Source organism: Arthrobacter senegalensis (genome assembly GCF_059091765.1).
Genome location: NZ_JBNHGZ010000002.1, coordinates 431,717 through 455,879, shown reverse-complemented (window position 1 = coordinate 455,879; position 24,163 = coordinate 431,717). Strand labels below are relative to the sequence as shown.

Annotated in this window: 23 protein-coding genes; 16 read left to right on the top strand and 7 right to left on the bottom strand. The window is 68.9% G+C overall.

The features are described 5' to 3' along the window. Window positions 1-26: 26 nt before the first annotated feature. On the bottom strand, window positions 27-929 hold the full coding sequence (locus AC5RVG_RS07525) for a LysR family transcriptional regulator (RefSeq protein ID WP_494013766.1): 903 nt from the start codon (window positions 927-929) through the stop codon (window positions 27-29). Between the two features lie 182 nt (window positions 930-1,111). Here AC5RVG_RS07525 and AC5RVG_RS07520 point away from each other — a divergent pair, with 182 nt between their 5' ends. Beyond that, window positions 1,112-4,540 (top strand): bifunctional proline dehydrogenase/L-glutamate gamma-semialdehyde dehydrogenase, encoded by a 3,429-nt coding sequence (locus tag AC5RVG_RS07520; RefSeq protein WP_494013765.1) that lies wholly within the window; start codon window positions 1,112-1,114, stop codon window positions 4,538-4,540. 65 nt (window positions 4,541-4,605) lie between these two features. Continuing rightward, on the top strand, window positions 4,606-4,908 hold the full coding sequence (locus tag AC5RVG_RS07515) for a GNAT family N-acetyltransferase (protein WP_494013352.1): 303 nt from the start codon (window positions 4,606-4,608) through the stop codon (window positions 4,906-4,908). Window positions 4,909-4,973: 65 nt separating this feature from the next. Here the strand turns inward: AC5RVG_RS07515 and AC5RVG_RS07510 are convergent, their stop codons facing one another. Further along, window positions 4,974-5,519, bottom strand: a complete 546-nt coding sequence (locus AC5RVG_RS07510; RefSeq protein WP_494013351.1) for a hypothetical protein — start codon at window positions 5,517-5,519, stop codon at window positions 4,974-4,976. A gap of 277 nt (window positions 5,520-5,796) precedes the next feature. Here AC5RVG_RS07510 and AC5RVG_RS07505 point away from each other — a divergent pair, with 277 nt between their 5' ends. Continuing rightward, window positions 5,797-6,129, top strand: a complete 333-nt coding sequence (locus tag AC5RVG_RS07505) for a hypothetical protein (RefSeq protein ID WP_494013350.1) — start codon at window positions 5,797-5,799, stop codon at window positions 6,127-6,129. 109 nt (window positions 6,130-6,238) lie between these two features. Further along, on the top strand, window positions 6,239-6,640 hold the full coding sequence (locus tag AC5RVG_RS07500) for a hypothetical protein (protein WP_494013349.1): 402 nt from the start codon (window positions 6,239-6,241) through the stop codon (window positions 6,638-6,640). 67 nt (window positions 6,641-6,707) lie between these two features. Here the strand turns inward: AC5RVG_RS07500 and AC5RVG_RS07495 are convergent, their stop codons facing one another. Beyond that, window positions 6,708-6,956 carry a DUF6458 family protein gene (locus AC5RVG_RS07495; RefSeq protein WP_494001969.1) on the bottom strand — a complete coding sequence of 83 codons (249 nt, stop codon included), beginning with the start codon at window positions 6,954-6,956 and terminating at the stop codon, window positions 6,708-6,710. Between the two features lie 176 nt (window positions 6,957-7,132). Between AC5RVG_RS07495 and AC5RVG_RS07490 the strand changes: the two genes are divergently transcribed. From AC5RVG_RS07490 to AC5RVG_RS07475, 4 genes are all read left to right on the top strand, one after another. Beyond that, window positions 7,133-8,068, top strand: coding sequence for a hypothetical protein (locus AC5RVG_RS07490; protein ID WP_494001970.1), 936 nt, complete (start codon window positions 7,133-7,135; stop codon window positions 8,066-8,068). Between the two features lie 68 nt (window positions 8,069-8,136). Then, window positions 8,137-8,958: a LamB/YcsF family protein gene (locus tag AC5RVG_RS07485; protein ID WP_494002339.1), complete on the top strand. Its 822-nt coding sequence runs from the start codon at window positions 8,137-8,139 to the stop codon at window positions 8,956-8,958. 1 nt (window position 8,959) lies between these two features. Beyond that, window positions 8,960-9,568, top strand: coding sequence for a 5-oxoprolinase subunit B family protein (locus tag AC5RVG_RS07480; RefSeq protein ID WP_494013348.1), 609 nt, complete (start codon window positions 8,960-8,962; stop codon window positions 9,566-9,568). A gap of 3 nt (window positions 9,569-9,571) precedes the next feature. Next, a complete protein-coding gene (locus AC5RVG_RS07475; RefSeq protein WP_494013347.1) occupies window positions 9,572-10,546 on the top strand; it encodes a 5-oxoprolinase subunit C family protein in 975 nt (324 codons plus the stop codon). A 72-nt stretch (window positions 10,547-10,618) separates the two neighbouring features. Here AC5RVG_RS07475 and AC5RVG_RS07470 read toward each other — a convergent pair whose 3' ends face one another. Further along, window positions 10,619-11,824 (bottom strand): DUF445 domain-containing protein, encoded by a 1,206-nt coding sequence (locus tag AC5RVG_RS07470; RefSeq protein WP_494013764.1) that lies wholly within the window; start codon window positions 11,822-11,824, stop codon window positions 10,619-10,621. A 256-nt stretch (window positions 11,825-12,080) separates the two neighbouring features. On the opposite strand from AC5RVG_RS07470, the gene AC5RVG_RS07465 reads away from it, so the two are divergent. The 4 genes from AC5RVG_RS07465 (at window position 12,081) to AC5RVG_RS07450 (ending at window position 16,501) form a co-directional block, all read left to right on the top strand. Further along, entirely contained in the window at window positions 12,081-12,947 is an 867-nt protein-coding gene (locus AC5RVG_RS07465) for a glycerophosphodiester phosphodiesterase family protein (RefSeq protein ID WP_494001973.1), read from the top strand. 43 nt (window positions 12,948-12,990) lie between these two features. Further along, window positions 12,991-15,273, top strand: a complete 2,283-nt coding sequence (locus AC5RVG_RS07460; protein WP_494013346.1) for a glycoside hydrolase family 15 protein — start codon at window positions 12,991-12,993, stop codon at window positions 15,271-15,273. Window positions 15,274-15,383: 110 nt separating this feature from the next. Further along, entirely contained in the window at window positions 15,384-16,193 is an 810-nt protein-coding gene (locus tag AC5RVG_RS07455) for an AzlC family ABC transporter permease (RefSeq protein ID WP_494013345.1), read from the top strand. After that, window positions 16,190-16,501, top strand: coding sequence for an AzlD domain-containing protein (locus AC5RVG_RS07450; RefSeq protein WP_494013344.1), 312 nt, complete (start codon window positions 16,190-16,192; stop codon window positions 16,499-16,501). The genes AC5RVG_RS07455 and AC5RVG_RS07450 overlap by 4 nt, the downstream gene beginning before the upstream one ends. A gap of 137 nt (window positions 16,502-16,638) precedes the next feature. Here the strand turns inward: AC5RVG_RS07450 and AC5RVG_RS07445 are convergent, their stop codons facing one another. After that, complete coding sequence (locus AC5RVG_RS07445) at window positions 16,639-17,589, bottom strand: zinc-binding dehydrogenase (RefSeq protein ID WP_494013343.1); 951 nt, start codon at window positions 17,587-17,589, stop codon at window positions 16,639-16,641. Window positions 17,590-17,821: 232 nt separating this feature from the next. Between AC5RVG_RS07445 and AC5RVG_RS07440 the strand changes: the two genes are divergently transcribed. From AC5RVG_RS07440 to AC5RVG_RS07430, 3 genes are read left to right on the top strand one after another with little or no spacing between them, the layout of a single operon-like run. Continuing rightward, entirely contained in the window at window positions 17,822-18,151 is a 330-nt protein-coding gene (locus tag AC5RVG_RS07440; protein ID WP_494013342.1) for a thiamine-binding protein, read from the top strand. Then, on the top strand, window positions 18,148-18,855 hold the full coding sequence (locus tag AC5RVG_RS07435; RefSeq protein ID WP_494013341.1) for an O-methyltransferase: 708 nt from the start codon (window positions 18,148-18,150) through the stop codon (window positions 18,853-18,855). The genes AC5RVG_RS07440 and AC5RVG_RS07435 overlap by 4 nt, the downstream gene beginning before the upstream one ends. Before the next feature lie 3 nt (window positions 18,856-18,858). Beyond that, the gene (locus tag AC5RVG_RS07430; RefSeq protein ID WP_494013340.1) at window positions 18,859-19,716 is read left to right on the top strand and encodes a spermidine synthase; all 858 of its coding nucleotides are present in this window, start codon (window positions 18,859-18,861) and stop codon (window positions 19,714-19,716) included. 269 nt (window positions 19,717-19,985) lie between these two features. Here the strand turns inward: AC5RVG_RS07430 and AC5RVG_RS07425 are convergent, their stop codons facing one another. Next, the gene (locus AC5RVG_RS07425; protein ID WP_494013339.1) at window positions 19,986-20,948 is read right to left on the bottom strand and encodes a LysR family transcriptional regulator; all 963 of its coding nucleotides are present in this window, start codon (window positions 20,946-20,948) and stop codon (window positions 19,986-19,988) included. A 119-nt stretch (window positions 20,949-21,067) separates the two neighbouring features. On the opposite strand from AC5RVG_RS07425, the gene AC5RVG_RS07420 reads away from it, so the two are divergent. Then, a complete protein-coding gene (locus tag AC5RVG_RS07420) occupies window positions 21,068-22,456 on the top strand; it encodes an MFS transporter (RefSeq protein ID WP_494013338.1) in 1,389 nt (462 codons plus the stop codon). A gap of 93 nt (window positions 22,457-22,549) precedes the next feature. Here the strand turns inward: AC5RVG_RS07420 and AC5RVG_RS07415 are convergent, their stop codons facing one another. Next, window positions 22,550-24,019: an NCS2 family permease gene (locus tag AC5RVG_RS07415; protein WP_494001983.1), complete on the bottom strand. Its 1,470-nt coding sequence runs from the start codon at window positions 24,017-24,019 to the stop codon at window positions 22,550-22,552. Between the last annotated feature and the right edge of the window lie 144 nt (window positions 24,020-24,163).

Here is a 24,163-nt window from a genome sequence, read left to right as displayed (position 1 = left end):
GGGGAGGCGCCGGGGCGGCCCGGACCTCAGGCCGCGATCTCCCGGGCCGTTGCCTCCAGGACTGCCCGGAACGCCAGGATGGCCGGTCGGTTGGCAGAGCCGCGGCGGACCGAGGTGAAGACCGTGCGCCGCGGCAGGCCCGGCAGGTCCAGCAGCAGGCAGGTGGTGTCCCGGCCGGTCCAGACCAGGTCCGGCATGAACGCCACCGCGTTGCCGGATTCGATCAGCCGGATCTGCGCCTGCAGGTCGGCCGTCTCATACCGCACATCCGGCTCGAATCCGGCCTGGCGGCACGCCTGTTCCGCCCAATGCCGGGAAGCTGCGCCATGCGGCTCCATCACCCACGGCAGCCTCCGGGCGTCGTCGACCGAGGTGACGGCGGTTCCGGCCACGGCGGCGGGCGGTACCGCGAGCCGGATGGCGTCGCTGGTCAGTTTCTGGCGGTCCAGCTCCGGATGGTGCGGCGCCGCGTGGCCGGGGTACTGCTCGGCGATGACCAGGTCGAAGTCGCGCGCCCAGGTCTCGTACAGCGCCGTCTCGGGTTCACGCTGGACCATCTCGATCCGCACGTCCGGGTGCCGCTGCCGCATGGCTGTGAGGGCCTCCGGCAGCAGCGCCAGCGCCGCCGATTGGAACGCCGCCAGCCGGACGGTTCCGGTCACCGCGGTCAGCGACGCCGCCAAGTCCGTTTCGGCCTGCTCGAGGGTGGACAGCAGCGACTCGGTGTGCACCACGAGGATCTCGGCCTGCGGCGTGAGCTGCACCCGGCGTCCGGCCTTTCGCAGCAGCGCCACCCCGGCCTCCTTTTCCAGCAAGGCCAGCTGCTGGGAAACGGATGACGGGCTCAGGCTCAGCGCGGCGGCCGCCTCCGCCAAGGTGCCGCGGACTTTGACCTCGCGCAGCAAGCGCAGTCTCCGGACATCCAGCACGGCATCTCCATTCATCAGTAAAACCGATGATTATCGGTCGGAAAAGATCGCTTTTGCTTCACGAAGTCTAGTTCCATACTGGTCTGAGGGAACATTGCAATTTCGTTGAAGGGACAGATACTGCCGTGAACGATGCCCTGAAGGAGGCTCCGGTGCAGACCACTAACCTGCCCGATGAGCAGATGGCCGACCTCGCCGCCGACTCCATCAAACTGGTCCGCCACTGGCTGACCGAGGCCGAGAAAGTCCCCGCCGACGCCTCCGCCCGCCAGCTGGCCGGCGTCCTGAATGATCCGAACGGGCTGGATTTCACCGTTGGATTCGTCGACGGCGTGATCCGCCCCGAGGACCTGCGCGTTGCCGCCCGCAACCTGGCCGCACTGGCACCGAAGGTTCCGGCCTTCCTGCCCTGGTACATGCGGGCCGCGGTGCGCGTGGGAGGCACCATGGCCCCGGTCCTCCCGCACGTGGTCATTCCGGCGGCCCGGCGGGTGCTGCGCGAAATGGTGGGCCACCTGATCGTGGACGCGACGGATGCCAAGCTGGGCCCGGCCATCGCCAGGATCCGCCGGGAAGACGTTCGGCTGAACATCAACCTGCTGGGCGAGGCCGTCCTGGGGAGCCGCGAGGCGGAACGCCGGCTCGAAGGCACCAAACGCCTGCTGGCCCGCGACGACGTCGACTACGTTTCCATCAAGGTCTCCTCTACCGTGGCCCCGCACTCGCACTGGGCCTTCGACGAGGCGGTGGAGCACGTCGTCGACAGCCTGACTCCGCTGTACCGGCAGGCGGCCAACTCCCCGAAGCCTAAGTTCATCAACCTGGACATGGAGGAGTACAAGGACCTGGAGATGACCATGGCGGTCTTCACCAGGATCCTGGACAAGCCGGAGTTCGAACAGCTGGAGGCCGGCATTGTGCTGCAGGCCTATCTGCCGGACGCACTGAAGGCCATGATCCGGCTGCAGGAGTGGGCCGCGGCCCGCCGTGCCCGCGGCGGCGCCGCGATCAAGGTGCGCGTGGTCAAGGGAGCCAACCTGCCCATGGAACAGGTGGAGGCGTCGCTGCACGGCTGGCCGCTGGCCACCTGGGGAACCAAGCAGGACTCGGACACCAACTACAAGCGCGTGATCAACTACGCCCTGCACCCGGACCGGATCGGCAACGTGCGGATCGGCGTCGCCGGGCACAACCTATTCGACGTCGCCTTCGCCTGGCTGCTGGCCAAGCAGCGCGGCATCGCACACCTGGCGGGGGCCATCGACTTCGAGATGCTGCTGGGCATGGCCCAGGGCCAGGCCGAGGCGGTGAAGAAGGACGTCGGGTCGCTGCTGCTCTACACCCCGGTGGTCCACCCCGGCGAGTTCGACGTGGCCATCGCCTACCTGATCCGCCGGCTCGAAGAGGGCGCCAGCAGCGAGAACTTCATGTCCGCAGTCTTCGAGCTGAGCAAGAACGAGCACCTCTTCGAGCGCGAGAAGCAGCGCTTCCTCGCCTCGCTCGATAACCTCGACGACGACGTCCCGGAACCGAACCGGCAGCAAGACCGCACCAAGCCCGAACCGGCCCGGCCCGTCGATTCCTTCGACAACATCCCGGACACCGATCCGTCCCTGCCCGCCAACCTGGCCTGGGGCCGGGAGATCCTGTCCCGCGTCCCCGGTTCAAGGCTTGGCATCGATACCGTTGCCGGCGCCGAGGTCAAGGATGAGGCGCAGCTGGAGCAGGTGATCGCCACGGCCGTCGAGCAGTCCAAGAGCTGGGGCGCGATGAGCGGCGCCGAACGAGCCGAGGTGCTGCACAAGGCCGGCGACAAACTGAATGCCCACCGCGCCCGGCTGCTGGAGGTCATGGCCGCCGAGGCCGGCAAGACCCTTGACCAGGGCGACCCGGAAGTATCCGAGGCCGCCGACTTCGCGCACTTCTACGCCGAGCTGGCGCGCATGCTGGACACGGTGGACGGCGCCGAATTCGTTCCGTCCAGGCTGACCGTTGTCACCCCGCCGTGGAACTTCCCGACGGCGATCCCCGCCGGAGGCGCCCTTGCGGCGCTGGCCGCGGGCTCCGCCGTCGTGATCAAGCCTGCCAAGCAGGCGGCGCGGACCGGCGCCGTGATGGTGGAAGCGCTGTGGGAGGCGTTCGACGAAGCCGGGGTGCCGCGCGATGTGCTGCAGCTGGTGCAGCTGGGCGAGCGCGAACTGGGCCGGCAGCTGATCTCGCACCCGGAGGTGGACCGCGTGATCCTCACCGGCGCCTACGAGACCGCCGAGCTGTTCCGCTCCTTCCGCCCGGACCTGCCGCTGCTGGCCGAGACCTCGGGCAAGAACGCCATCATCGTCACGCCCAGCGCCGACTTCGACCTGGCCGCCAGGGACGTCGCCTACTCCGCGTTCGGCCATGCCGGGCAGAAGTGCTCCGCGGCCTCGCTGGTGATCCTGGTGGGATCCGCCGCCACGTCGCCGCGCTTCCGCAACCAGTTGGTGGACGCGGTCACCTCTATGAAGGTGGGCTATCCGCAGGATCCGGCCACCCAGATGGGCCCGGTCATCGCCCCGGCCGACGGCAAGCTGCTGGACGGGCTGACCACGCTGGGCGCCGGCGAGAGCTGGCTCATCCGGCCCGAACGGCTGGACGAGACCGGCAAGCTCTGGAGCCCGGGCGTGCGCACCGGGGTGAAGCGCGGCTCGCGCTACCACCTGACCGAGTTCTTCGGCCCGATCCTCGGGGTAATGACCGCCGAAACGCTCGAAGAGGCTGTCGCCATCACCAACGACATCGAGTACGGCCTGACCTCGGGCCTGCATTCACTGGATCGGGACGAGCTGGATTACTGGCTGCAGAACATCCAGGCCGGCAACCTCTACGTGAACCGGGGCATCACCGGCGCCATCGTGCGGCGCCAGCCCTTCGGCGGCTGGAAGAAGTCCTCGGTGGGAGCCGGAACCAAGGCCGGCGGACCGAACTACCTGATCGGGCTCGGCGACTGGGAGACCGCCCCGTCGACGGCCACCGCCGAGATCACGGGAGCGGCCGCGAAGCTGTTGGAGGCGGCCCGGCGCGCGAACCAGGCGCTGCCCGCGGACGAGCTCGCCGGGCTGGAACGCTCGCTGCACTCGGACGCGGCCGCCTGGGCCGCGGAGTTCGGCGCGGCCAAGGACGTGTCCGGCCTGACCGCCGAGCGCAACGTGTTCCGCTACCTGCCCGTGCCGGTCACGGTCCGGCTGTCCGACGGCGAGCCGCTGGCCAAGCTGGTCCGCGTGCTGGCCGCCGCCGTGCGGGCCGGATCCGAGGTCACGGTGTCCACCGCCGTCGAGCTCCCCGCGGCACTGCGGGCCGTGGCCACGGAGCTGGACCTTGCCGTGACGGTGGAGGACGACGCCGACTGGCTGGCCCGGGTGCCACGGCTCGGAGCCGGGCGGATCCGGCTGATTGGCGGCGACGCCAAGGCGCTTGCCGTCGCCACCGGCGGACGCCCGGATGTTGCGGTCTACGCCCACGACGTGACCGAAGCCGGCCGGGTGGAAATGCTGCCGTTCCTGCACGAGCAGGCCGTCAGCATCACCGCGCACCGCTTCGGCACACCCAACCACCTGTCCGACGGCCTGATCTAGCCGGCGGCAGCCGATGCGGGCGGCGGTGTATTTGCACCGCCGCCCGCGCGTGTCAGGCTCGGGCTATGGCTGACGACCTCTCTTTCCGACTGAACGAGGACCTCAGGCGCTACGAGGTGCTGGCCGCCGGATCCCTGGCCGGGTACACCGAGATTCAGGCGCACGGCGGGACCGTGGCTTTCACCCATACGCGCGTGTTCGATGACTTTGCCGGCCAGGGCCTGGCCGGCAGGTTGGTCGGCCATGCGCTGGACGACGTGGTCGCCGGCGGGAGGAAGATTGTGCCGTACTGCGAGTACGTCGCGGGCTGGCTGCACCGGCACCCGGAGTACGAGCCGCACGTCGAGTGGCCCGAAAGCCCAGAATAGGATCCTGCGCGCGTAGGATCCTCCGCGCGCACGGGCGGGTTGCCGCCGCCGGCTGTGCGGTGGGGTCAGGGATGCCGGCGCATCCAGCTCACGGCGTGCAAGGTCAAGGCGCAGACCACGGTGAGCAGCCCGGCGATCAGGATCATGGGCGCCACGGACGTAAAGATGAAAATCCACGGCGGCCCGTAGACGCCGGTGGGCCCGAGCATGGCGTCCAACTCGATGAAGTGCGGTGCAATCGAACCCCAGACCCCGAACCCGGCCAGCCCCACGCCCAGCACCCACATCGCCGCGAGGAACGGATTGACCTTCCGGCGGAGCGGCGCACCTGCCGGCCCCGCCATCACGACGGCGTCGGGCGGAATGACCTCGGCGATGCCGGTCGCCTGGGCTGTGTTGTGGTCGGCGCCCCGGTCCGCGGGCGCCGCATGCGCCGCGGCCGTAGGGAATGCCGGGTTCAACCGGGTGTCCGGCGGGGTGACGGGCCGGGGGAGCTGGGCGGCCGGCCGGGCCGCCGCGGTCCGCGGGGTGCCGGTCGTTGGGATGCCAGCCGTTTCGCCGCCGCGCTGGTAGATCGAGTCGTACCGCTGGTCGAACTGTGATGCGGACATGGTCCCCCTTCTCGCCGGCCTTTGCTTGAATCTACCGGATGCCCGGCGGCGCTGTTAGGCTGTGCGCCATGGGAATTCTGATTTTCGAGTAACCAGGTCTTGGACCGGTCAAGCCGACAACCAAACAAGGCTTGCTGAGGCTGTACCTCGCGAGTGGTTCCCTGATCCCACCCCCGCTCACGCCCGGATGATGCTCCGGGTGTTGTGGCGTCCCGTCTTGACGACCGGTGCGGCGGACCAGTTCCCGGCAGGCTCCTGAAAATACCGAAGGAGAGCCATGACTGACATCGATCCGCGGGCCACACTACCCGCCGAATCCCGTGAACCAACCATCCACCTCGCTCCGGCCGCCGCGGCCAAACTGACCGAGGACCAACAGGCGAGGCTGGCTTCCCGTCGTGCGGTCAACGCCGGCGACCTGGCCGGCTGGCACAGCATCGGCAACAGCCACAAGCCGAAGCACGCCAGCGGCCCGGCAGGGTCCGCCCGAGAAAAAGGTCCGCTGGTAACACCTGCCCGCGAGGGCGCCGGCCGGTGCCCCGGTGGAAGTTTCCGCCGGGGCACTGCCCTGTCCAACCGGGCCACCGTGTATGCGGCAGGCCGGTCCTGAAGGCGACGCCCGCTGGGCGGCGCGCCCTGGGCCTGATATCGCCCTGTGCCTTATATAGGGTGGCAGGAGAGGGCGCCCCGAGCGGGCGGAGCAACGGGAGGAAAACGGCATGAGGCCCGACGTGCGGCGGATGTTGCTGATCCAGGCCGGCAACATCCTGCAGTTCGCCATCGCCGCGGGCGTCATCGTCGTGGCCATCGACACCATGACGGCCTTCTCGCAGGGCTCGCGGCACGACCCGGAGGGCGGCGGCACCTTGGCGGGCTTCGCCCTGGCCGGAGCCATCGCCGTCGTCGTCCTCGCGGTTTTTGCCTACCGCTGGACGGCGCGCGGCGAGCGGTATGCGCCGCTGTTCGCGGTGCTCGGCTGGGCCGTGCTCTGGCTGCCGCTCAGCCTGACGCTGGGCATGGGCGGCGAGGACGGCGTGGGCCTGGCCTACCTGGCCACGCTGGTGTGCGGTGCGGGCATTGTCCTGTCGCTCGTGGCGCTGGGCAGCAAAAAACCGCGCTGACCGTCGAGGCAGGGCCGGCACGCGGGCCGTGGAGGCCCGCGTGCAGCGGCTGCCTCAGCCTGTGGGCCTAGAGGCCGCGGGTTTCGTCCCGCCGGATGGTTTCGCCCGTGTTCGGGTCCTCGATGCGGCGGCTTTCCGTCACGCGGTGCTCGCGGCGCGGCATGGCCATGATGATGGAGATGATCAGGCCGAGCACGCCTACACCCATCAGGATCCAGCCGATCAGCGTCAGGTCGATGAAATCCACGACGTCGGCAACGGCGAAGGCCAGGATTGCGCCGATGGCAATCAAGGCAATTGATGATCCGATTCTCATAGCCAGCAACTCCTTTAGGTTGGGCGGCCGGCGCAGCAGTCGCTGCGTCCGGCCGTCGTACAGGAAGTACGCGGTGCTTTGTCAGCATACTTGGTGTTTTGGGGAACGTCCCGCAACCCGTGACTTACGCTTAAGGCCGGAACACCATCACGGTGCTGATTGCTCCAGGAGGGTTTGTGGCCAGAGGACGAAAGATTAACCCAGCCATGCGCGTCGCCGCCGATGCGGCTTTCGACAAGCACGGCAACCCAAAGCCCGGCGTGACGACCGGCATCATGAAGGCGCTGGACGTCCAGCGGCCGCTGGTGCTGGCCAACTTGGACCGGCTGCGGCGCAAGAACCCGGACGCGACGCCGGCCGAGCTGGCCGCGAAGTTGGAAAAGAAATACCTGGCGGCGGTGACCACCGGCGGTGCGGCGGTGGGGGCATCCGCCGTCGTGCCGGGCGTGGGCACGGTGGCGGCACTCGGCCTCTCCGCGGCGGCTACCGTGGGCTTCCTGGAAGCCACCGCCCTGTTCGCCCAGTCCATCGCCGAACTGCATGGCATCGATACCGAGAACCCCGAACGCTCCCAGGCCATGGTGATGGCCATCCTGATGGGCGACGAGGGCAGCTCCCTGATCAAGGAGTTCGCCGGGCAGGCCGGCGGGCGCGGCGGAAACCCGTCGCGGGCCTGGGGAAACGCAGTCGGCAGCAGCATGCCCTCCGGCATGGTCAGCTCGCTGGTGGACAGCCTGAAGAAGCGCTTCCTGACCAAACTGCTGGCCAAGCAGGGGACGGCGATGCTCGGCCGCGCGGTCCCGTTCGGCATCGGCGCGGCCGTCGGTGGTGCCGGCAACCACGTGATGGGCCGGCGCGTCATCGACGCCACCAGGACAGCCTTCGGGGAACCGCCGCTGGTGCTGCCGATGTCCTTGGTGGAGGACCTGACCGACAACCGGTACCGGCTGGGCGAGCTGCCCGCGGTGCCCGGCCGGGTCGCCGCCCGGATGCTGGAGAGGCTGCCCGGCCGCAGGCGGACGGCGCCGCCGGCCCTCGAGGCGTCCGGGGACCAGGACGGCGATGCCCGCAGCCGCTCCACCGGTGGACCCGACGACGGGACCGGGCCGTGACGGTATCCGGCACCGGACCTGCCGGCCACGGCGATGTGGTCCGAGCTGAATCGGGGGGCCGGCCGGGGATCGACCTGAACAGCGATCTCGGAGAATCGGTCGACGGTCGGCTGATGGGCGATGACGCCGCGATGTTTCCGCTGATCACCAGCGCGAACATCGCCTGCGGCTACCACGCCGGCGACGACGGGACGATGCTGGCCGCCTGCCGCCGCGCCGTGGAGCACGGGGTGGCGGTGGGCGCGCACGTTTCCTACCGGGACCGGGCCGGGTTTGGCCGCCGAAGCCTGGAGGTCGCCGCGGCCGACCTGAACGCCGATGTCGCTGACCAACTGGCAGCCCTCGACCGGATCGCCAGGCGTGCGGGGGCGCGGGTGGCCTACGTGAAACCGCACGGCGCGCTCTATAACCGGATAGTCCACGACCGCAGCCAGGCCGCGGCGGTGGTCGAAGCCATCGGCGCCTTCGAGCCGCGGCTTCCCCTCCTCGGGCTGCCCGGATCCGCGGCGCTCGAACTGGCGGCCGCCGCCGGACTGCCGGTGTTCCGGGAGGCTTTCGTGGACCGCGGCTACCGGGCGGACGGAACGCTCATTCCGCGCGGCGAGCCCGGCGCCCTGCTGGAAGACCTGGAGGAGATCGCCGACCGGGCCGTAAACTTCGCCCGCGCCGCGGCAGCGGATTCGCTGTGCGTCCACGGCGATACCCCTGGCGCGGTGGCGATGGCACGGCTGGTCCGGGAACGGCTGGCCGCGGCCGGAATTCCGCTGCGTCCCTTCACGGGTGCGGCCGGCAACGCTGCCGGCCACCGCCCGCCCGCCGCCGGGGATCCCCGCGCCGCCGGCGCGGCAGCCGTTCCCTCTCCGTCCGGGCCCCGCACCACAGGACGGTAGGGTGCGGATCCTGCCCTTCGGCGCGGGCGCCCTGCTCGCCGAATTCGACACCCTCGACGACGTCCTGGCGCACTACAGCGCACTCTCGGTTGCGCCGCTGCCAGGCGTGACGGAGCTGGTTCCCGCGGCCCGCACCATCCTGGCGACCTTCGACGACCCGGCGGCCGCCGCCGTCGTCCGCCGCTGGCTGGAACAGACCCCGCCGCACGACGGCGGCGCACGCACCACCGGGGACCAGGTCACGGTCGAGGTGGACTACTCGGGGGAGGACCTGCCGGCGGTGGCACGGATCCTGGGCGTGAGCGAGGCGGACGTCGTGCGGCTCCACCAGCAGTGCGAATGGACTGCCGCCTTCACCGGCTTCGCGCCGGGCTTCGCCTACCTAGTGGCACCCGGGAACCCGCTGCAGGTACCGCGGCTGGCCGAACCCCGGACGCGGGTGCCCGCCGGATCGGTGGGTTTGGCGGGCGAGTTCACCGGCATCTACCCCTCCGCGTCACCCGGCGGCTGGCAGCTGATCGGCAGGACCGATGAGCGGCTGTGGGACGCCGCGCGGGAGCGGCCGGCACTGATTGCGCCGGGAACGCGCGTGCGGTTCAGGGCGGTGTAGCCGGTGATCACCGTAGTCACGGCGGGGCCGCAACTCCTGGTGCAGGACCTCGGCCGGCCGGGGCACGCCGCGATCGGGCTGAGCCCGTCCGGCGCACTGGACGCCCGGGCACTGCGCATGGCCAACCGCCTGGTCGGTAACCCTGACACCGCGGCGGGGCTGGAGTTGCTGCTGGGCGGCGCTGTGCTGCGGTTCGACGCCGACACGGTGGTGGCGGTGGCCGGGGCCTCCGGCAAACTCTCGGTGACGGGCCCGGGAAACGCGGCGGCTGAGCCTGCGTCCGCGGGCCGGCAGCGGATGGACCAACCGGATCTTTACCGGCCCATCCGCGTCCGTGCCGGCCAGCGGCTGGAGATCGCCCCCGCCGCGTCCGGGCTCAGGTATTACTTGGCGGTGGCCGGCGGCATCGTGGCCGAGACCCTGATGGGATCGGCGGCCACGGACCTGCTCTCCGGCATGGGACCGGCTCCGCTGCGGGACGGGGACATGGTGGAGACCGGGGTTGTTCCACCGGCCGGACGGACCGGCTCGAACCCCGCCGCCGCGCTCGCCGGCCGGGGCCGAGGACCCGCCACCCACCGACGGCCCGCCGCCGATTCCCGTTGGACGCCGGTGCCGCTGCCGCCCGCCAGTGTTGTGACCGTGCGGCTCCGCCCCGGACCGCGGCTGGACTGGTTTACCGCCGACGCCCGCCAGCGCCTGGTGCTGGGCCATTGGGCGGTCAGCCCCGAGAGCAACCGGATCGGACTGCGCCTGCTGGGCCGGCCGCTGCAGCGTGCGGTCGACCGGGAACTGCCCAGCGAAGGCATGGTTACCGGCGCGGTGCAGGTGCCGCCGTCGGGCTTGCCCACCGTGTTCCTGGCCGACCATCCGGTGACCGGCGGCTATCCGGTGCCGGCCGTGGTGGAAGCGGCCGACCTCCCGGCGCTGGCCCAGGCCCGGCCCGGCCAACGAATCCGCTTCCTCTGGGCGGGCTAGGCCCGACGTAGTCCTTGCGCTCCGTTTCGTGACTGGAGCGGATGCTCCATAGGGCGGCACCCAGCCGCGCGGCTAACCGAAGGCGGCGGTGGCCACCGTGAAGATCGCCAGCCCGGCCAGGGAGCCGACCACGGTGCCGTTGATCCGGATGAACTGCAGGTCCCTGCCCACCTGGAGTTCGATCTTCCGCGACGTCTCCTGAGCATCCCAGCGCTCCACCGTTTCGGTGATGACGGCGGCAATCTGGGAGCGATAGGTGCGGACCAGATACCCGGCGGCCTCCTCGATCCAGCCGTCGATCTTGGCCGCCAGCTCCGCATCGGTGGCCAGCCGGTGGCCGAAGTCTCCGACCGCCCGCTTGAACGTCAGGCTCAACCCGCTCTGGGGGTCCTCCACCGCCTCCAGCAGGGCGGTTTTCAGCGTCTCCCATGTGCGGGCCGCCAGGGAACGCACTTCGGGGTCGCCCAAGGCGTTGTGTTTGATGGCCTCCACCCGGGCCATCATCTCGGGATCGTGCTGCAGGTCCTGCGCCAGGGAGTTCAGGTACCCGTCCAACTGCTGGCGCATCGGATGATCCGGGTCGGCCTGCACCGCGATGATGAACTTGTACAGCTCCAGATGCACCTTGTCGCCAACCAGCGAATCCAGGAACTGCGGGACCCAGGTCGGTGAGCGGTCGGACACCAGCCGCGCCACCGTGTCCTGGTTGTCCAGTACCCAGTCGGCGGCGCGGTCCAGCAGCAGATCCACCAGCTTCAGGTGGTGGCCGTCGCGCAGCACGTGCTCGGCCAGCCGGCCCAGCGGCGGTCCCCACTGCGGGTCGATCAGATGCCGGCGGGCCAGCGACTCAATCAGTTCCTGCACGTCCTCGTCATTGAGGACCGTCAGGGCTCCGCGGATGGCCGTGGCGCCCTCGCGGGCAATCCGTTCGGTGTTTTCCGGCCGTTCCAGCCAGAGGCCGGCCTTGGCAGTGATCCCAAGGGACCCGATCTTGGCCTTGACCACGTCCTCGGCCAGGAAATTCTCTTCCACGAACTGGCCCAGGCTGGCGCCGATCTGATCCTTGCGGCGCGGGATGATCGCGGTGTGCGGAATCTTCAGCCCCATCGGGTGTTTGAAGAGTGCGGTCACGGCGAACCAGTCCGCAAGCGCACCCACCATTCCGCCCTCGGCCGCGGCCCGGACATAGCTCAGCCACGGGTAGCGGTCCTGCAGCGCGAACGACACCACGAAGACCACCGCCAGAACCAGCAGCAACCCCGTGGCGAGCAGTTTCATCCGCCGCAGTCCTGCGGCACGGACGCTGTCGGGCAGCACGGCAAGCCGGCTAGTTCCGCCACCGGGGAGGTTTTCGGGGGCGTTGTGCGCCGCGTAGCCGACCGTCCGCCCTTCCGCCGTGTCAGGTGCGACGCCGCCGCCCGTCTGAGTGCCCATGTTGCCTCCGAAACCGAATTGCTGAACGATCATCGTTCGTTCACCCACCAGTCAACCCTACGGCGGGTCCGTATGTCCGGTCATCGCGTACGGTGAATTCATGCACCAGAGGATCTACGCCCACCGTGGTTCCAGTGAGCAGTATGCGGAGAATACGCGGGCCGCTTACCTGCAGGCGATCGCCGACGGCGCCGATGGGATCGAGTGCGATCTCCACCTGACCAAAGACCGCCGGCTGGTCTGTTTCCACGACTTCACGCTGGACCGCACCTCCACCGGCACCGGCAACGTGTCCGATCACACGCTGGACGAACTGCTGCAACTGGACGTCAGTTCGTGGAAGGGCACGCCGATTCCGGTCGAGTACGGCGGCACCGCCGACCAACTGGTGACGCTGGACGATCTGGTGGATCTTATGCGCGACGCCGGCCGGCCGCTGGGCCTGGCCGTGGAGCTCAAGCACCCCAGCCCGTACGGGCAGGAGCTGGAGGACGAGGTGCTCAGGTACCTGATGGCGGAGGGCTGGGACCCGGAAACCTCCCGGCTGGACAACATCCAGCTGTCCTTCATGAGCTTCCACCCGGACGCCGTGAACTACTTGGCCGACCACATACCGGGCCAGTATCTCTGCCAACTCCTGGATGACATCGACGCCGAAGAACTCAAAGCCAGCCTCCTGATGGGCGAGTTGACCGTCGGCGCGGTTGCGGTACTGCTGCGACGGGCACTGTCTGAAGGCGAAGGCTTGATCGAATCGCACCGCGTAGGCTGGGCCGGACCCGGCATCGATTACGTGCGCTCGCATCTGCCGCTCGTCCGGCGCTGGCTCGACGCCGGCACGCAGTTCCGCGTCTGGACGGTGGACGATCCGCAGGACGTGGAACTGTGCCGCGAGTTGGGTTTCGGCGAAATCACTACCAACCGGCCGGCCGCGGTCCGCCGGCAGCTGCAGGCTGCACCGGCCTGAACAGCCGCTGCCGTAACCGGGTCCGTTGTGATTGAGTGGAGAGATGGCATCTCCAATTGAGGACTACGCACTCATATCGGATCTGCATACGGGGGCGCTGGTGTCCCGGTCCGGGAGCATGGACTGGCTCTGCCTTCCCCGCTTCGACTCGCCCAGCGTCTTCAGCGCGCTTCTCGGGCACCCCGGACACGGCCGCTGGCTGCTGGCGCCGGACGGTGCGCATCCGCAGAGCGGGGAAGCGATGGGGACGGGTGTGCACGGCGGCCTGAGCAACGACCCGTTGGAAGTCCAGCGCAGCCAGCCGCCGGTCTCGACGCGCGAACAAGATGAAGCAGTCTCGGCGGCCCCGGAGAACCCCGGGCGGTCTGCGACGGACGAGGCGAAAAAGACTGCCGGAGTGCAGCCGGGGGCCGGGGAAGCCGGACAGTTTGGCGACGCGGCCGGCACCGCCGAAGCCGGCGCATCCCCGGCCGCCACCGGTGCAACCGAGGCGGGCGTATCCGTGGCTGCCACCGGCGTACGCGTGCCTTCCAGCGGCGGTCCGACGTCCGCCGAGTCGACGTCCGCGCGCTCCACCCTTACGGACACCCTGCCCCGCGGCGACCTTGAGCCGGCGCCGGCCGGAACCGAGACTGCAGGGGTCCGCACCGGCACCCCGCCGGCAGTAGAGGCAGCAGGGGCGGCAGAAGCAACGGAGGCGCCGTCCGCCGTCGTCGTTGAACGCTCTTATGTTCCGTCGACGTTTGTGCTGCAGACCCGCTGGAAGAGCGAAACAGGCGAGGCACTGGTGACGGAGTTCATGCCGGTGGGCGACCGCCGGGCGTCACTTGTCCGCCGCGTCGAGGGCCTTTCCGGCGACATGACCATCCGGCAGGAACTGATCATGCGGTTCCACTACGGGGACGTGGTGCCGTGGGTGAACCGCGTGCACGACGAAGCCACCGGCCGGGAATCGATCGTCGCCATCGCCGGCCCGGACGCGCTGGTGCTGCACGGTGAGCGCCTGCCGCGCGCCGCGAACCGCCGGCACGAAGGCGAATTCACGGTTAAGGCCGGCGAGACGGTTGATTTCGAATTGTGCTGGTTCCCGTCCCACCGGACGGTGCCGCCGGCGATCGACGTCGACACCGCGCTGACGGAAACGGTGCACTACTGGCAGACCTGGTGCTCACGGTTCCCTCCCCAGGGGGATTACCACGGCATCGTCAAGCGTTCCCTGCTGGTGCTGCGCGCCATGACGCACGAGACCACCGGCGGGATCGTCGCCGCGCCGACTACCTCGCTGCCGGAGTCCTTCGGCGGGGAACGGAACTGGGACTACCGCTACGTCTGGCTCCGCGATGCCGCGCTGACGCTCGAATCGATGATGACCCACGGCTACGAAGACGAGGCGCTGCAGTGGCGCAACTGGCTGCTGCGCGCGGTGGCCGGAGACCCGGAAGACCTGCAGATCATGTACGGGGTGGCCGGCGAACGCGACCTGGAGGAACGGATCATCCCGCACCTTCCCGGGTATGAAGGGTCGGCGCCGGTGCGGGTGGGAAACGGCGCGGTGGGCCAGTACCAGGCGGACGTGATCGGCGAGGTCATGGTCGCGCTGGAGAAGCTGCGCAACATGGGCGGCACCGAGGACCACTTCTCCTGGCCGCTGCAGAAGGCCATGCTGCACTACATCGAGAAGCACTTCGACCAGAAGGACCAGGGCATCTGGGAGATGCGGGGCGAACGGAAGTACTTCACCCACTCGCGGGTGATGATGTGGGCGGCGTTCGACCGCGGCGTGCGGGCGGTGCAGGAGCACGGCTTGGACGGCGAAGCCGAGCACTGGGCGCAGCTGCGGGACAAGCTGCGCGAAGAGATCATGGAGCACGGCTTCAATCGGGAGATCAACTCCTTCACCCAGAGCTACGACACTACCGAGGTGGACGCATCGCTGCTGGTGCTGCCGCAGGTGGGCTTCGTGAAGTACGACGACGACCTGATGCTGGGTACCGTCGCCCGCCTGGAGCGGGAACTCGTGGATGCGGACGGACTGATCCTGCGCTACCGGACCGAGTCGGGGGTGGACGGTCTGGCTCCGGGCGAGCACCCGTTCCTGGCCTGTTGCTTCTGGCTGGTGGAACAGTATGCCCGCTCCGGGCGCATCGGCGACGCCCGCGACCTGATGGACCGGCTGGTCGGTTACGCGAACGACCTGGGGCTGATGGCCGAGGAGTACGACACCGCGAACAAACGCATGGCCGGCAACTTCCCGCAGGCGTTCTCGCACCTGGCGCTGATCCGTGCGGCGGACGCGATCAACGGCCACGCTCAGGAAGCGGTGTAGCCGCAGCCGCTTCCCGCAGCCGTTTCCCAGGACCGTTTCCACAGTTTCCACAGCGATATCCACGGTTGGGGCGGCGGCGGGGCGGCTGCCTTCCCGGCTACTGTAGACGGGTGAAGTTTCTCCAGTCCCCGGCCGTGAAAGTGGGGCTGTCCATCTCCATCGCCACCGGGCTGTACGGGGTGTCGTTCGGCGCATTGTCGGTGGCATCGGGGCTCGACCTCTGGCAGACCATGGCGCTGAGCCTGCTGCTGTTCAGCGGCGGCTCCCAGTTCGCGTTCATCGGGGTGATCGGCGGCGGCGGCACCGGCCTGGCCGCGATGACCGCTTCCGCCCTGTTGGGTATCCGCAACGGCATCTATGGCATGCAGATGAATGCGCTCGTCTCCCCGTCCCGCTGGTGGCGGCCGCTGGCCGCCCACGTGACCATTGACGAATCCACCGCGACGGCGTCCGGCCAGGACAACCCCGGCGAGCAGCGGCGTGGATTTTGGACTGCCGGCGTGGGTATATTCCTGCTCTGGAATCTATTCACGCTGGTGGGGGCGTTGGCCGGCAACGCGTTGGGCGATCCGAGGCAGTGGGGGCTGGACGGGGCCGCCGTCGCCGCGTTCCTGGCGCTGCTGTGGCCGAGGCTGAAAGGCAAGGAACCGGCCGCCATTGCGGTTGCCTGCGCCCTGGCCACGCTGCTGGCCGTGCCGTTCGTGCCCAGCGGAGTGCCCATCCTGGTGGCGGCGGCTGTCGCGGCCGCCATCGGCTGGTTCACCCACCAACCCATTCCCGCCGGGATGGCGCCGGACATCGAGCCCTATGACGAGCCGTATTCCGAGCACGACGGGTCCCACACGCTCGCCGCGTCCGAGCGCCGGGCGGCGGGCCGCGACGATCCGGCCGGCAGCGGGGACGGACGGGAGGCGCCATGAGCCTGTGGATCTGGATAGTGGCCGCCTGCGCCATCTCCTACCTCACCAAGCTGGCCGGCTATCTGGTGCCCGCCAGGTGGATGAAGAACCAGCGCATGTCCCGGGTCGCCGCCACCATGACCATCGGCCTGCTCGCGTCGCTGACCGTCGTCAACGCCTTCTCCACCGGCCAGCACCTGGCGTTCGACGCCCGGGTCGGGGCGCTGCTGGCCGCCGCGGTCGCGCTGCTGCTGCGCGCCCCGTTCCTGGTGGTGGTCATCGCCGGTGCCGCCGCGGCCGCACTGCTCCGTTTGGCCGGCTGGGGGTAACCGCAAGCTGGGGGACGGCGGCCGGCTGGGTAACGGCGCCCGATGTTGTGCTTGCGGGCGGCGCACCACCGCGGTGCGGCTTAAGGCAGGTTGACGACGGCGGTTCGCACCGCCGTCGTCAATCATCCGGTGAGGGGTCAGTCAGCGATCTTGGCGACCAGCCGGCCGACGACTTCGCCCCTCTTCAGCTTCTCCAGGCCCTCGGGGATGTCCTCGAAGGTGATCTCGGTGATGGTCGGAGTGAGCTTGCCGGTGGCGAAGTAATCGTAGACGCCCTGCACGTCGTCGCGGGTGCCGCCCTGCGAGCCGACCAGGGTGACCTCGGAGAGAATCAGGGCCTTGGTGCTGATGGTCGACTCCAGCCGGCCCATGCCAACCTGGACCACGCGGCCGCCGCGGCGGACCGTCTCGATGGCCTCGGCGGTGGTTGTGCCGAAGCCGGCAAAATCGACGACGACGTCCAGGCCGATCTCCTTGAACTCGGCGATGGACTTCGCCACGTCCTTGGCGCCGATCTCCTTGGCCTGGTCCCAGATCTTCTCGTTGACCTCGGCGACGTAGACCTCCGCGCCGGCCAGCACGGCCACGCGGGCGCCAATGGAGCCCAGGCCGCCGAAGCCGATGATGCCGACCTTGTCGCCGGCCTTGACCTGGCCGTTGGCGATGACGGCGTGGTGGCTGGTCATGCCGGCATCGGTGCCGGCCGCACCCTGGGCGAAGCTGACGTTGTCCGGAATGCGGACCAGAGCCTGCTGGTCGATGGCAGTCTTAAAGGAGAAGCCGCCGTCGAAGGCGTAGCCGGGAGCGCCGGCCGGAGTCGTGGGGCAGCAGCCCACGCGGTCGCCGACCTTCCAGTCGGTGACGCCTTCCCCGACCTCGGTGATGACCCCGGCCACCTCATGGCCGAGGGTGATGGGGCGCTTGGCCAGCGTCGAGAGCCAGCCCTCGTCCTCAAGCATGCCTACATCCGAGTGGCACAACCCGGCCGACTTGATGTCGATGACGACGCCGCCGGGTGCGGCGGTCGGCTCCTCGACCTCATTCAGTTCAAGCGGCTCGTGGGTGTTGGTAAATTGCCAGGCTTTCATGGGGTCTCCTGTGGCTCGGCGCGGATGGTGGCATTCCGCGGGCGACCGGTGGAACGGACCGGCGGAACGGTGCGGGTGCGAAACCCGCATGTCCAGCCTAGCTCCGAAACCCGGCAATTTTTATGCAAATGCATGTAAAGTCCGTCACGTCCGGTGCTGCAGAAGGCCCCGTGGTTGCGGCAGGTGACACCGAACCTGTGCGCCGGCACGGGTGCTGTGGAAGACTGAAGCCATGCTTGTAGCCTTCTCTGTTGCACCCTCCGGGGTACCCGTCGCCGGTCCCGCACCCCACGATGCCTCGGTCCATGACGCGGTTGCCGAGGCCGTCCGGATCGTCCGCGAATCCGGGCTGCCGAACCACACGGACGCGATGTTCACCACCATCGAGGGCGAGTGGGACGAGGTAATGGACGTGATCAAGCGCGCCACCGAGGCCGTAGGCCGTCACGGATCGCGCGTGTCCCTGGTGCTCAAGGCGGACATACGTCCGGGATACTACGGCGAGCTCAGCGGCAAGGTGGACCGCCTGGAGGCTGCCATCGCCGAGCAGGAGCAGCAGTGACCGTCCAGCCGGGCCTGCCGGACGTCGATCCGGAAGCGGCGTGGACCGCCGTCGAAGATTACCTGACCGTCACCTTGGTGGGGGAGGGCCAGTCCCAGGTCGCAGCCAGGGAGGGTGCCGCGCAAGAAGGCCTGCCGGCAATCGAGGTGAGCGCAACCCAAGGCAAGCTGCTGATGCTGCTGGCCCGGCTGCGCGGTGCGCGCAAGGTGCTGGAGATCGGCACGCTGGGCGGGTACAGCACCATCTGGTTGGCCCGCGGACTGCCGGACGACGGCGAAGTGGTCAGCTGCGAGTACGAACCGCGGCACGCCGAGGTGGCGCAGCGGAACCTGGAGGCAGCCGGCGTCGCGGACAAGGTCAGCATCCGGGTGGGCGCGGCACTGGATACCCTGCCGCGGCTGGCCGAAGCGGGCGTCGGGCCGTTCGACCTCGTGTTTATCGACGCGGACAAGGAAAACAACCGGAACTACGTGGAGTGGGCCCTGCGGCTGACTCGTCCCGGCAGCCTTATCGTGGTGGACAACGTCGTCCGGTCGGGCAAGGTGCTGACCGACGGCGGCGACGCCGGCGCGGAGGACCGCGACATCCGCGGCACCCGGGATGCGCTGGCGCTGCTGGGCTCCGACCCGCGCCTGGACGCCACGGCGATCCAGACCGTGGGCGGCAAGGGCTGGGACGGCTTCGCGCTGGCGCTGGTCAAGTAGCCGATGGCGCGGCGAAGCACCCGTGCCGAGGCGGCACGGGAGCCGGAGGCGTCCGGCGGGCCGGCCGAGGGACGCTATGAGATTTCCTCCGGGACAGCCGAGCTGGTCCGCGAGCCCGACTCGGCGGACAGCTGGCTGCTCAAGATCAACGGCGTCCAGTCCTCCCACGTGGTGGTCGGCGATCCGCTGCGGCTGGACTTCGAATACATGCGCTGGATGGCGGCGCTGATCGCATCCCGCTGGGGACCCGGGGCCAAGCTTCGGGCCCTGCATTTGGGCGGCGGGGCGTGCTCGATGGCCCGCTACCTGGCGGCCGCGTACCCGGAGGCGCGCCAGGTAGTGGTCGAGATCGACGCGAAGCTGGCCGACCTCGTGCGCCAGTGGTTCGACATCCCGCGTGCGCCGTTGGTGCGCATCCGGGTGGGTGAAGCAAGGGAGGTCACCGAATCACTGAGCGAGGACAGCCGGGACCTGGTGGTCCGCGACGTCTTCTCCGGCAGCGAGACCCCGTACGGACTGACCACGCTGGAATTCACCCGGGCGGTGCGGCGAGTCCTCTCACCCGGCGGGGTCTACCTGGTGAACTGCGGCGACACGCCACGGCTGATCGGTGCTCGCGAGGAGGCGGCGACCATCGGCGAGGTTTTCGAGCACCGGGTGATCATCGCCGACCCGCCGATGCTCAAGGGCCGCCGGCACGGAAACGTGGTCATCGCTGCCAGCGACCAGCCGCTGGAAACCGGTCCCGGACTCGTCCGGGAGTTGCTGCACGGTGCCATGCCGGCACAGCTGTGGGACGGGCCGAGAGTGGAGAAGTTTTGCAGAGGATCGGCGATCCGGCAAGACCGGCCGGCCAATTAGGACCTTTCCCGGAACGTTATGACTTCGGCCGGAATTTGTTTGTAAGATGGACAAGAACGGCCGTGCAGCGGCCGTACCAGGCCCGGGAGCGAGCCGCTTGCGGCTGGCTCTCCGGAGGCAGGCATGGAAAGAACGGCTTCGACACTATGGATGGTGGCTGGAGCGCTATGTCTGCTCAGCCGGATTTGATCCGGCGCCGGATGCCGGGTGCTGAGAACCTAATCCCCCCAAGTTAGGTCCAGTGCCCGGCATCTCGGTCATTAATCCTTTCACCGGATGCCGGTTCCCTTCCCCATCAGCTCGGCTTCCCTGCTGCGGGTCTCGCGCCTGAGCGCATCGACGACCGCCGCCACCGCCGGTTGCCGCAGCGACTCAGGCCGCGCCACCAGCCAGTAGCCGAGCCGCTCCTCCAGTTCCCCCGGCAGGATCCGGACCAGGTCCGGATGGCGGTTGGCCATGAAGCACGGCAGCAGGCCGAGGCCGGCACCGGCACGGGTTGCCTCGACGTGGACGAACACGTTGGTGGAGCCCAGGGCCGTGGCCATCGCCGGCAGCAAACGGCGCGGGGCGTCGAGGTCGTCAACCTGCAGCATGGAGTCGACGAAATACACCAACGGGTGGTTCATGGCCGCGCGCACGCTGTCCGGTACTCCGTGTTCGGCCAGATAATCACGGGAGCCGTAGAGACCCAGGACATAGTTGCCCAGCCGGATGGATCGCGCACGGATCACCTGCGGCCGCCCGACGACGACTTCGAAGTCCAAGCCCGGCCGGTGTTGCGTGGCCCGGCGGGCGGCGGTAACGATCTCCAAGCTGAGCCTGGGATGGCGCTGCTGCAGGCGGGCGATCGCCGGGGCGGCGACGAACGCGCTGAAACCGTCGGTGGCCGACATCCGCACCACCCCGGCCAGCCGGTCCGCCTGATCCGGTGTGCGGCCAAGCTCCGTGAGTGATTCTTCGATCCGCTCGGCGACCGCTGCCGCCTTGCGGCCGAGGTCGGTCAACTCCCAGCCGCCCGGCGCCCCGGAGAACACGCGGCCGCCCAGGGCCTTTTCGACGGCGGCGATGCGGCGCGAGACGGTGGTGTGGTTCAGGCCCAGGTTCTCGGCCGCCACGGTATACCGGCCGGTGCGGGCGACGGCGAGGAGGATGATCAGGTCGTCCGGCTTGGCGGACTGCGGCGCGGGAGGCACATCTGCATCTTTGCAGACCATGCCTGCAAAGTTTGTCATTGATGCACATGCGGGAGCGGGGAATACTCGGCTACGTCTGATTGTGACCACACTCACAGCGTGCGGGGGGAGTCCCGGCGGCGAACGCCGCATTAACCGCACGCCATGCAAGGAGAATGATGAGCGCCCACGCTACCCCCACCGGACCCGGATCCGGCGCGACGCACGAGTCGCCGCCGTCGGTCCTGCGCAAGGTCGTCACCGCTTCCATGGCCGGCACGGTCGTGGAATGGTACGAGTTCTTCCTCTATGCCACCGCGGCCACGCTGGTGTTCGGCGCCCTGTTCTTCCCGAATGCGGGCACCGAACTGGACGCGATCATCGCCGCCTTCGTCACGTTCGCCGTCGGCTTCATTGCCCGGCCGCTGGGCGGGATCGTGTTCGGCCACTTCGGTGACAAGCTGGGCCGGAAGAAGCTGCTGCAGGTGAGCATCATCCTGATCGGTGCCGCCACGTTCCTGATGGGCTGCCTGCCAGGGTTCGACCAGATCGGGTATTGGGCGCCGGGCCTGCTGGTGGTGCTGCGGTTCGTCCAGGGCTTTGCCATCGGCGGCGAATGGGGCGGCGCGGTCCTCCTGGTGGCCGAGCACAGCCCGGCAGCCAAGCGCGGCTTCTGGGCGTCCTGGCCGCAGGCGGGTGTGCCGATGGGCAACATGCTGGCCACGGTAGTGCTGTGGGTGATGTCCGGCATCCTCTCCGAGGCCGAGTTCCAGGCCTGGGGCTGGCGCGTCGCCTTCTGGCTCTCTGCGGTCATCGTGCTCGTCGGCTACTACATCCGCACCAAGGTCACCGAGGCGCCGATCTTCCTGGAAGCCCAGGCCGAGTCCGCCAAGGTGAAGTCCACGTCCTACGGCGTCGTGGAAGTGATAAAGAAGTACCCGCGCGGCGTGTTCACCGCCATGGGTCTGCGCGTGGCGGAGAACATCATCTACTACATCGTGGTGGCCTTCTCCATCACGTACCTGAAGACCGTTCACGACTTCGACGTCACCACGGTGCTAGGCCTGCTGATTTTGGCGCACGCCTTCCACTTCGTCGTGATCCCGTTTTACGGGCGCCTGTCGGACAACATCGGCCGCCGCCCGGTCTACATGGCCGGCGCCGTGCTGTCGGGGGTCTGGGCCTTCGTCGCCTTCCCGATGTTCGACACGCAGAACCCGATCATCATCCTGGCCGCGATCTTCCTGGGCCTTGCCGTGCACGGGCTGATGTATGCGGGGCAGCCGGCCATCATGGCCGAGATGTTCCCGACCCGGATGCGCTACTCGGGTGTCTCGCTGGGCTACCAGGTGACCTCGATCTTCGCCGGTTCGCTCGCCCCCATCATCGCTTCCACGCTGCTGAAGGACTTCGAGCACTGGCTGCCGGTTGCCCTGTACCTGGTGGTCGCGTCGGCCATCACCGTCGTGGCGGTGATCTTCACCCGCGAAACGAAGGGCGCCTCCCTGCGCGACCTGGACCGGGCCGACCTGGCACGCACGGAAGCAGAAGTGCGGTCCCAGGCCTAGGCGCGACGGCGCAAGCCAAGCGAGTAAAACCGAAGGGACCGGTACCACCCGTCGCGGGCGGTACCGGTCCCTTTCGCCTCGGCGGACCTGGGGTCAGCGGAAGCCGATGAGCTGCTCGACCGGGCCCATGCCGAAGAAGAGCACGAAGGCCGCGGCCACCGCCCACATCAGCGGGTGGATGTCCTTGGCCCGGCCCTGGAACGTGCGCACCAGCACGTAGGCGATAAAGCCCGCGCCCAGGCCGTTGGCGATGGAATACGTGAAGGGCATGAGCGTGAAGGTCAGGAAGGCGGGGATGGCCACGCCCCAGTCGGACCAGTCGATCTTGCCCACCTGCGACACCATCATGAAACCGACGACGACGAGCGCCGGCGCCACCGCCTCGAACGGAACCAGCGAAATCAGCGGCGTGAAGAACATGGCGATCAGGAACAGCAGGCCGGTGACAACGTTGGCCAGGCCGGTGCGCGCGCCCTCGCCGATCCCGGCGCCGGACTCGACGTAGATCTGGTTGGACGAGACGGATCCCGCGCCGCCGGCGATGGCGCCCACGGCGTCGACCATCAGGACGCGGTCGACGTTCGGGATGTTGCCCTCTTTGTCCGTCAGCCCGGCCTCGTTGGCCAGGCCGACCATGGTGCCCATGGCGTCGAAGAAGATGCTCAGCAGGATCGCAAACGCCAGCAGGGAAGCGGCGGTGACGCCCAGCGTCCCGAAGGCGCCGAAGAGGCTGGCCTGGCCGATCAGGCTGAGGTCGGGCAGCCCCACCCAGCTGCCGCTCGGCAGCTCGGGCACCACCAGGGACCATCCCAGCGGATTGGGGCCGTCGGGACCCATCGACGGCCCGACGTCGGCCACCGCTTCGATGACCACCGCGAGCACGGTGGCGGCGATGACGCCGATCAGGATGCCGCCCTTGACCTTCTTGACCACCAGGGCGATCGTCAGGATGAGGCCGACGACGAAGACGAGGATCGGCCAGCCCAGCAGCACGCCGTCGAACCCGAGCCCCACCGGAACGGTGGTGCCCGCCGCGTCCGGAATGCGGCGGATGAAGCCGGCATTGACCAGGCCGATCAGGGCAATGAACATGCCGATTCCCACCACGATGGCGGTCTTGAGGCTTTGCGGCACGGCATTGAACACCGCGGTCCGGAAACCGGTCAGGACCAGGATCAGCATGGTGATTCCGGAGAGGATCACCAGGCCCATCACGTCTGGCCAGGTCAGGCCCGGGTTGGTCGCAACGGTGATGGCGATGAAGGCGTTGACGCCCAGGCCCGTGGCCAGGGCGAACGGGTACTTGGCCCACGCCCCCATCACGATCGTCAGCACTCCGGCCACGAGGGCCGTGACCGCCGCGACGCGTTCGGCGCCGAGCATGGCGCCGGTTGAATCGGCGCCGCCCAGGACCAGCGGGTTCAGCACCACGATGTAGCTCATCGCGAAGAACGTGGCCAGGCCGCCGCGGATTTCGCGCGAATAGTTGGAGCCGCGCTTGGTGATCTCGAAATAGCGGTCGAGCACCGAAGTCTTGGCGGCTACTGCTCCCTTTTGGGGCATGGGGGATGTCCTCCACAGGTAAGTGGTATGGTCAGGGATTTCCCCAAAATTCTAGCCCCTGCGGCACGCGGCGGCGTACGGTGCCGCTGTTTCCCGCCCGCCCGGGGTCTGGCGACGAGCGTGCGACGCCGCAGTTTCCCGCCC

Coding starts and splice junctions, on each gene's coding strand:
- AC5RVG_RS07415 (WP_494001983.1), bottom strand. CDS start 24,019: ATGCCCCAAAAGGGAGCAGTAGCCGCCAAGACTTCGGTGCTCGACCGC.
- AC5RVG_RS07430 (WP_494013340.1), top strand. CDS start 18,859: ATGGCGCGGCGAAGCACCCGTGCCGAGGCGGCACGGGAGCCGGAGGCG.
- AC5RVG_RS07505 (WP_494013350.1), top strand. CDS start 5,797: ATGACTGACATCGATCCGCGGGCCACACTACCCGCCGAATCCCGTGAA.
- AC5RVG_RS07500 (WP_494013349.1), top strand. CDS start 6,239: ATGAGGCCCGACGTGCGGCGGATGTTGCTGATCCAGGCCGGCAACATC.
- AC5RVG_RS07450 (WP_494013344.1), top strand. CDS start 16,190: ATGAGCCTGTGGATCTGGATAGTGGCCGCCTGCGCCATCTCCTACCTC.
- AC5RVG_RS07465 (WP_494001973.1), top strand. CDS start 12,081: ATGCACCAGAGGATCTACGCCCACCGTGGTTCCAGTGAGCAGTATGCG.
- AC5RVG_RS07495 (WP_494001969.1), bottom strand. CDS start 6,956: ATGAGAATCGGATCATCAATTGCCTTGATTGCCATCGGCGCAATCCTG.
- AC5RVG_RS07515 (WP_494013352.1), top strand. CDS start 4,606: ATGGCTGACGACCTCTCTTTCCGACTGAACGAGGACCTCAGGCGCTAC.
- AC5RVG_RS07420 (WP_494013338.1), top strand. CDS start 21,068: ATGAGCGCCCACGCTACCCCCACCGGACCCGGATCCGGCGCGACGCAC.
- AC5RVG_RS07460 (WP_494013346.1), top strand. CDS start 12,991: ATGGCATCTCCAATTGAGGACTACGCACTCATATCGGATCTGCATACG.
- AC5RVG_RS07425 (WP_494013339.1), bottom strand. CDS start 20,948: ATGACAAACTTTGCAGGCATGGTCTGCAAAGATGCAGATGTGCCTCCC.
- AC5RVG_RS07440 (WP_494013342.1), top strand. CDS start 17,822: ATGCTTGTAGCCTTCTCTGTTGCACCCTCCGGGGTACCCGTCGCCGGT.
- AC5RVG_RS07510 (WP_494013351.1), bottom strand. CDS start 5,519: ATGTCCGCATCACAGTTCGACCAGCGGTACGACTCGATCTACCAGCGC.
- AC5RVG_RS07470 (WP_494013764.1), bottom strand. CDS start 11,824: ATGAAACTGCTCGCCACGGGGTTGCTGCTGGTTCTGGCGGTGGTCTTC.
- AC5RVG_RS07445 (WP_494013343.1), bottom strand. CDS start 17,589: ATGAAAGCCTGGCAATTTACCAACACCCACGAGCCGCTTGAACTGAAT.
- AC5RVG_RS07520 (WP_494013765.1), top strand. CDS start 1,112: ATGGCCGACCTCGCCGCCGACTCCATCAAACTGGTCCGCCACTGGCTG.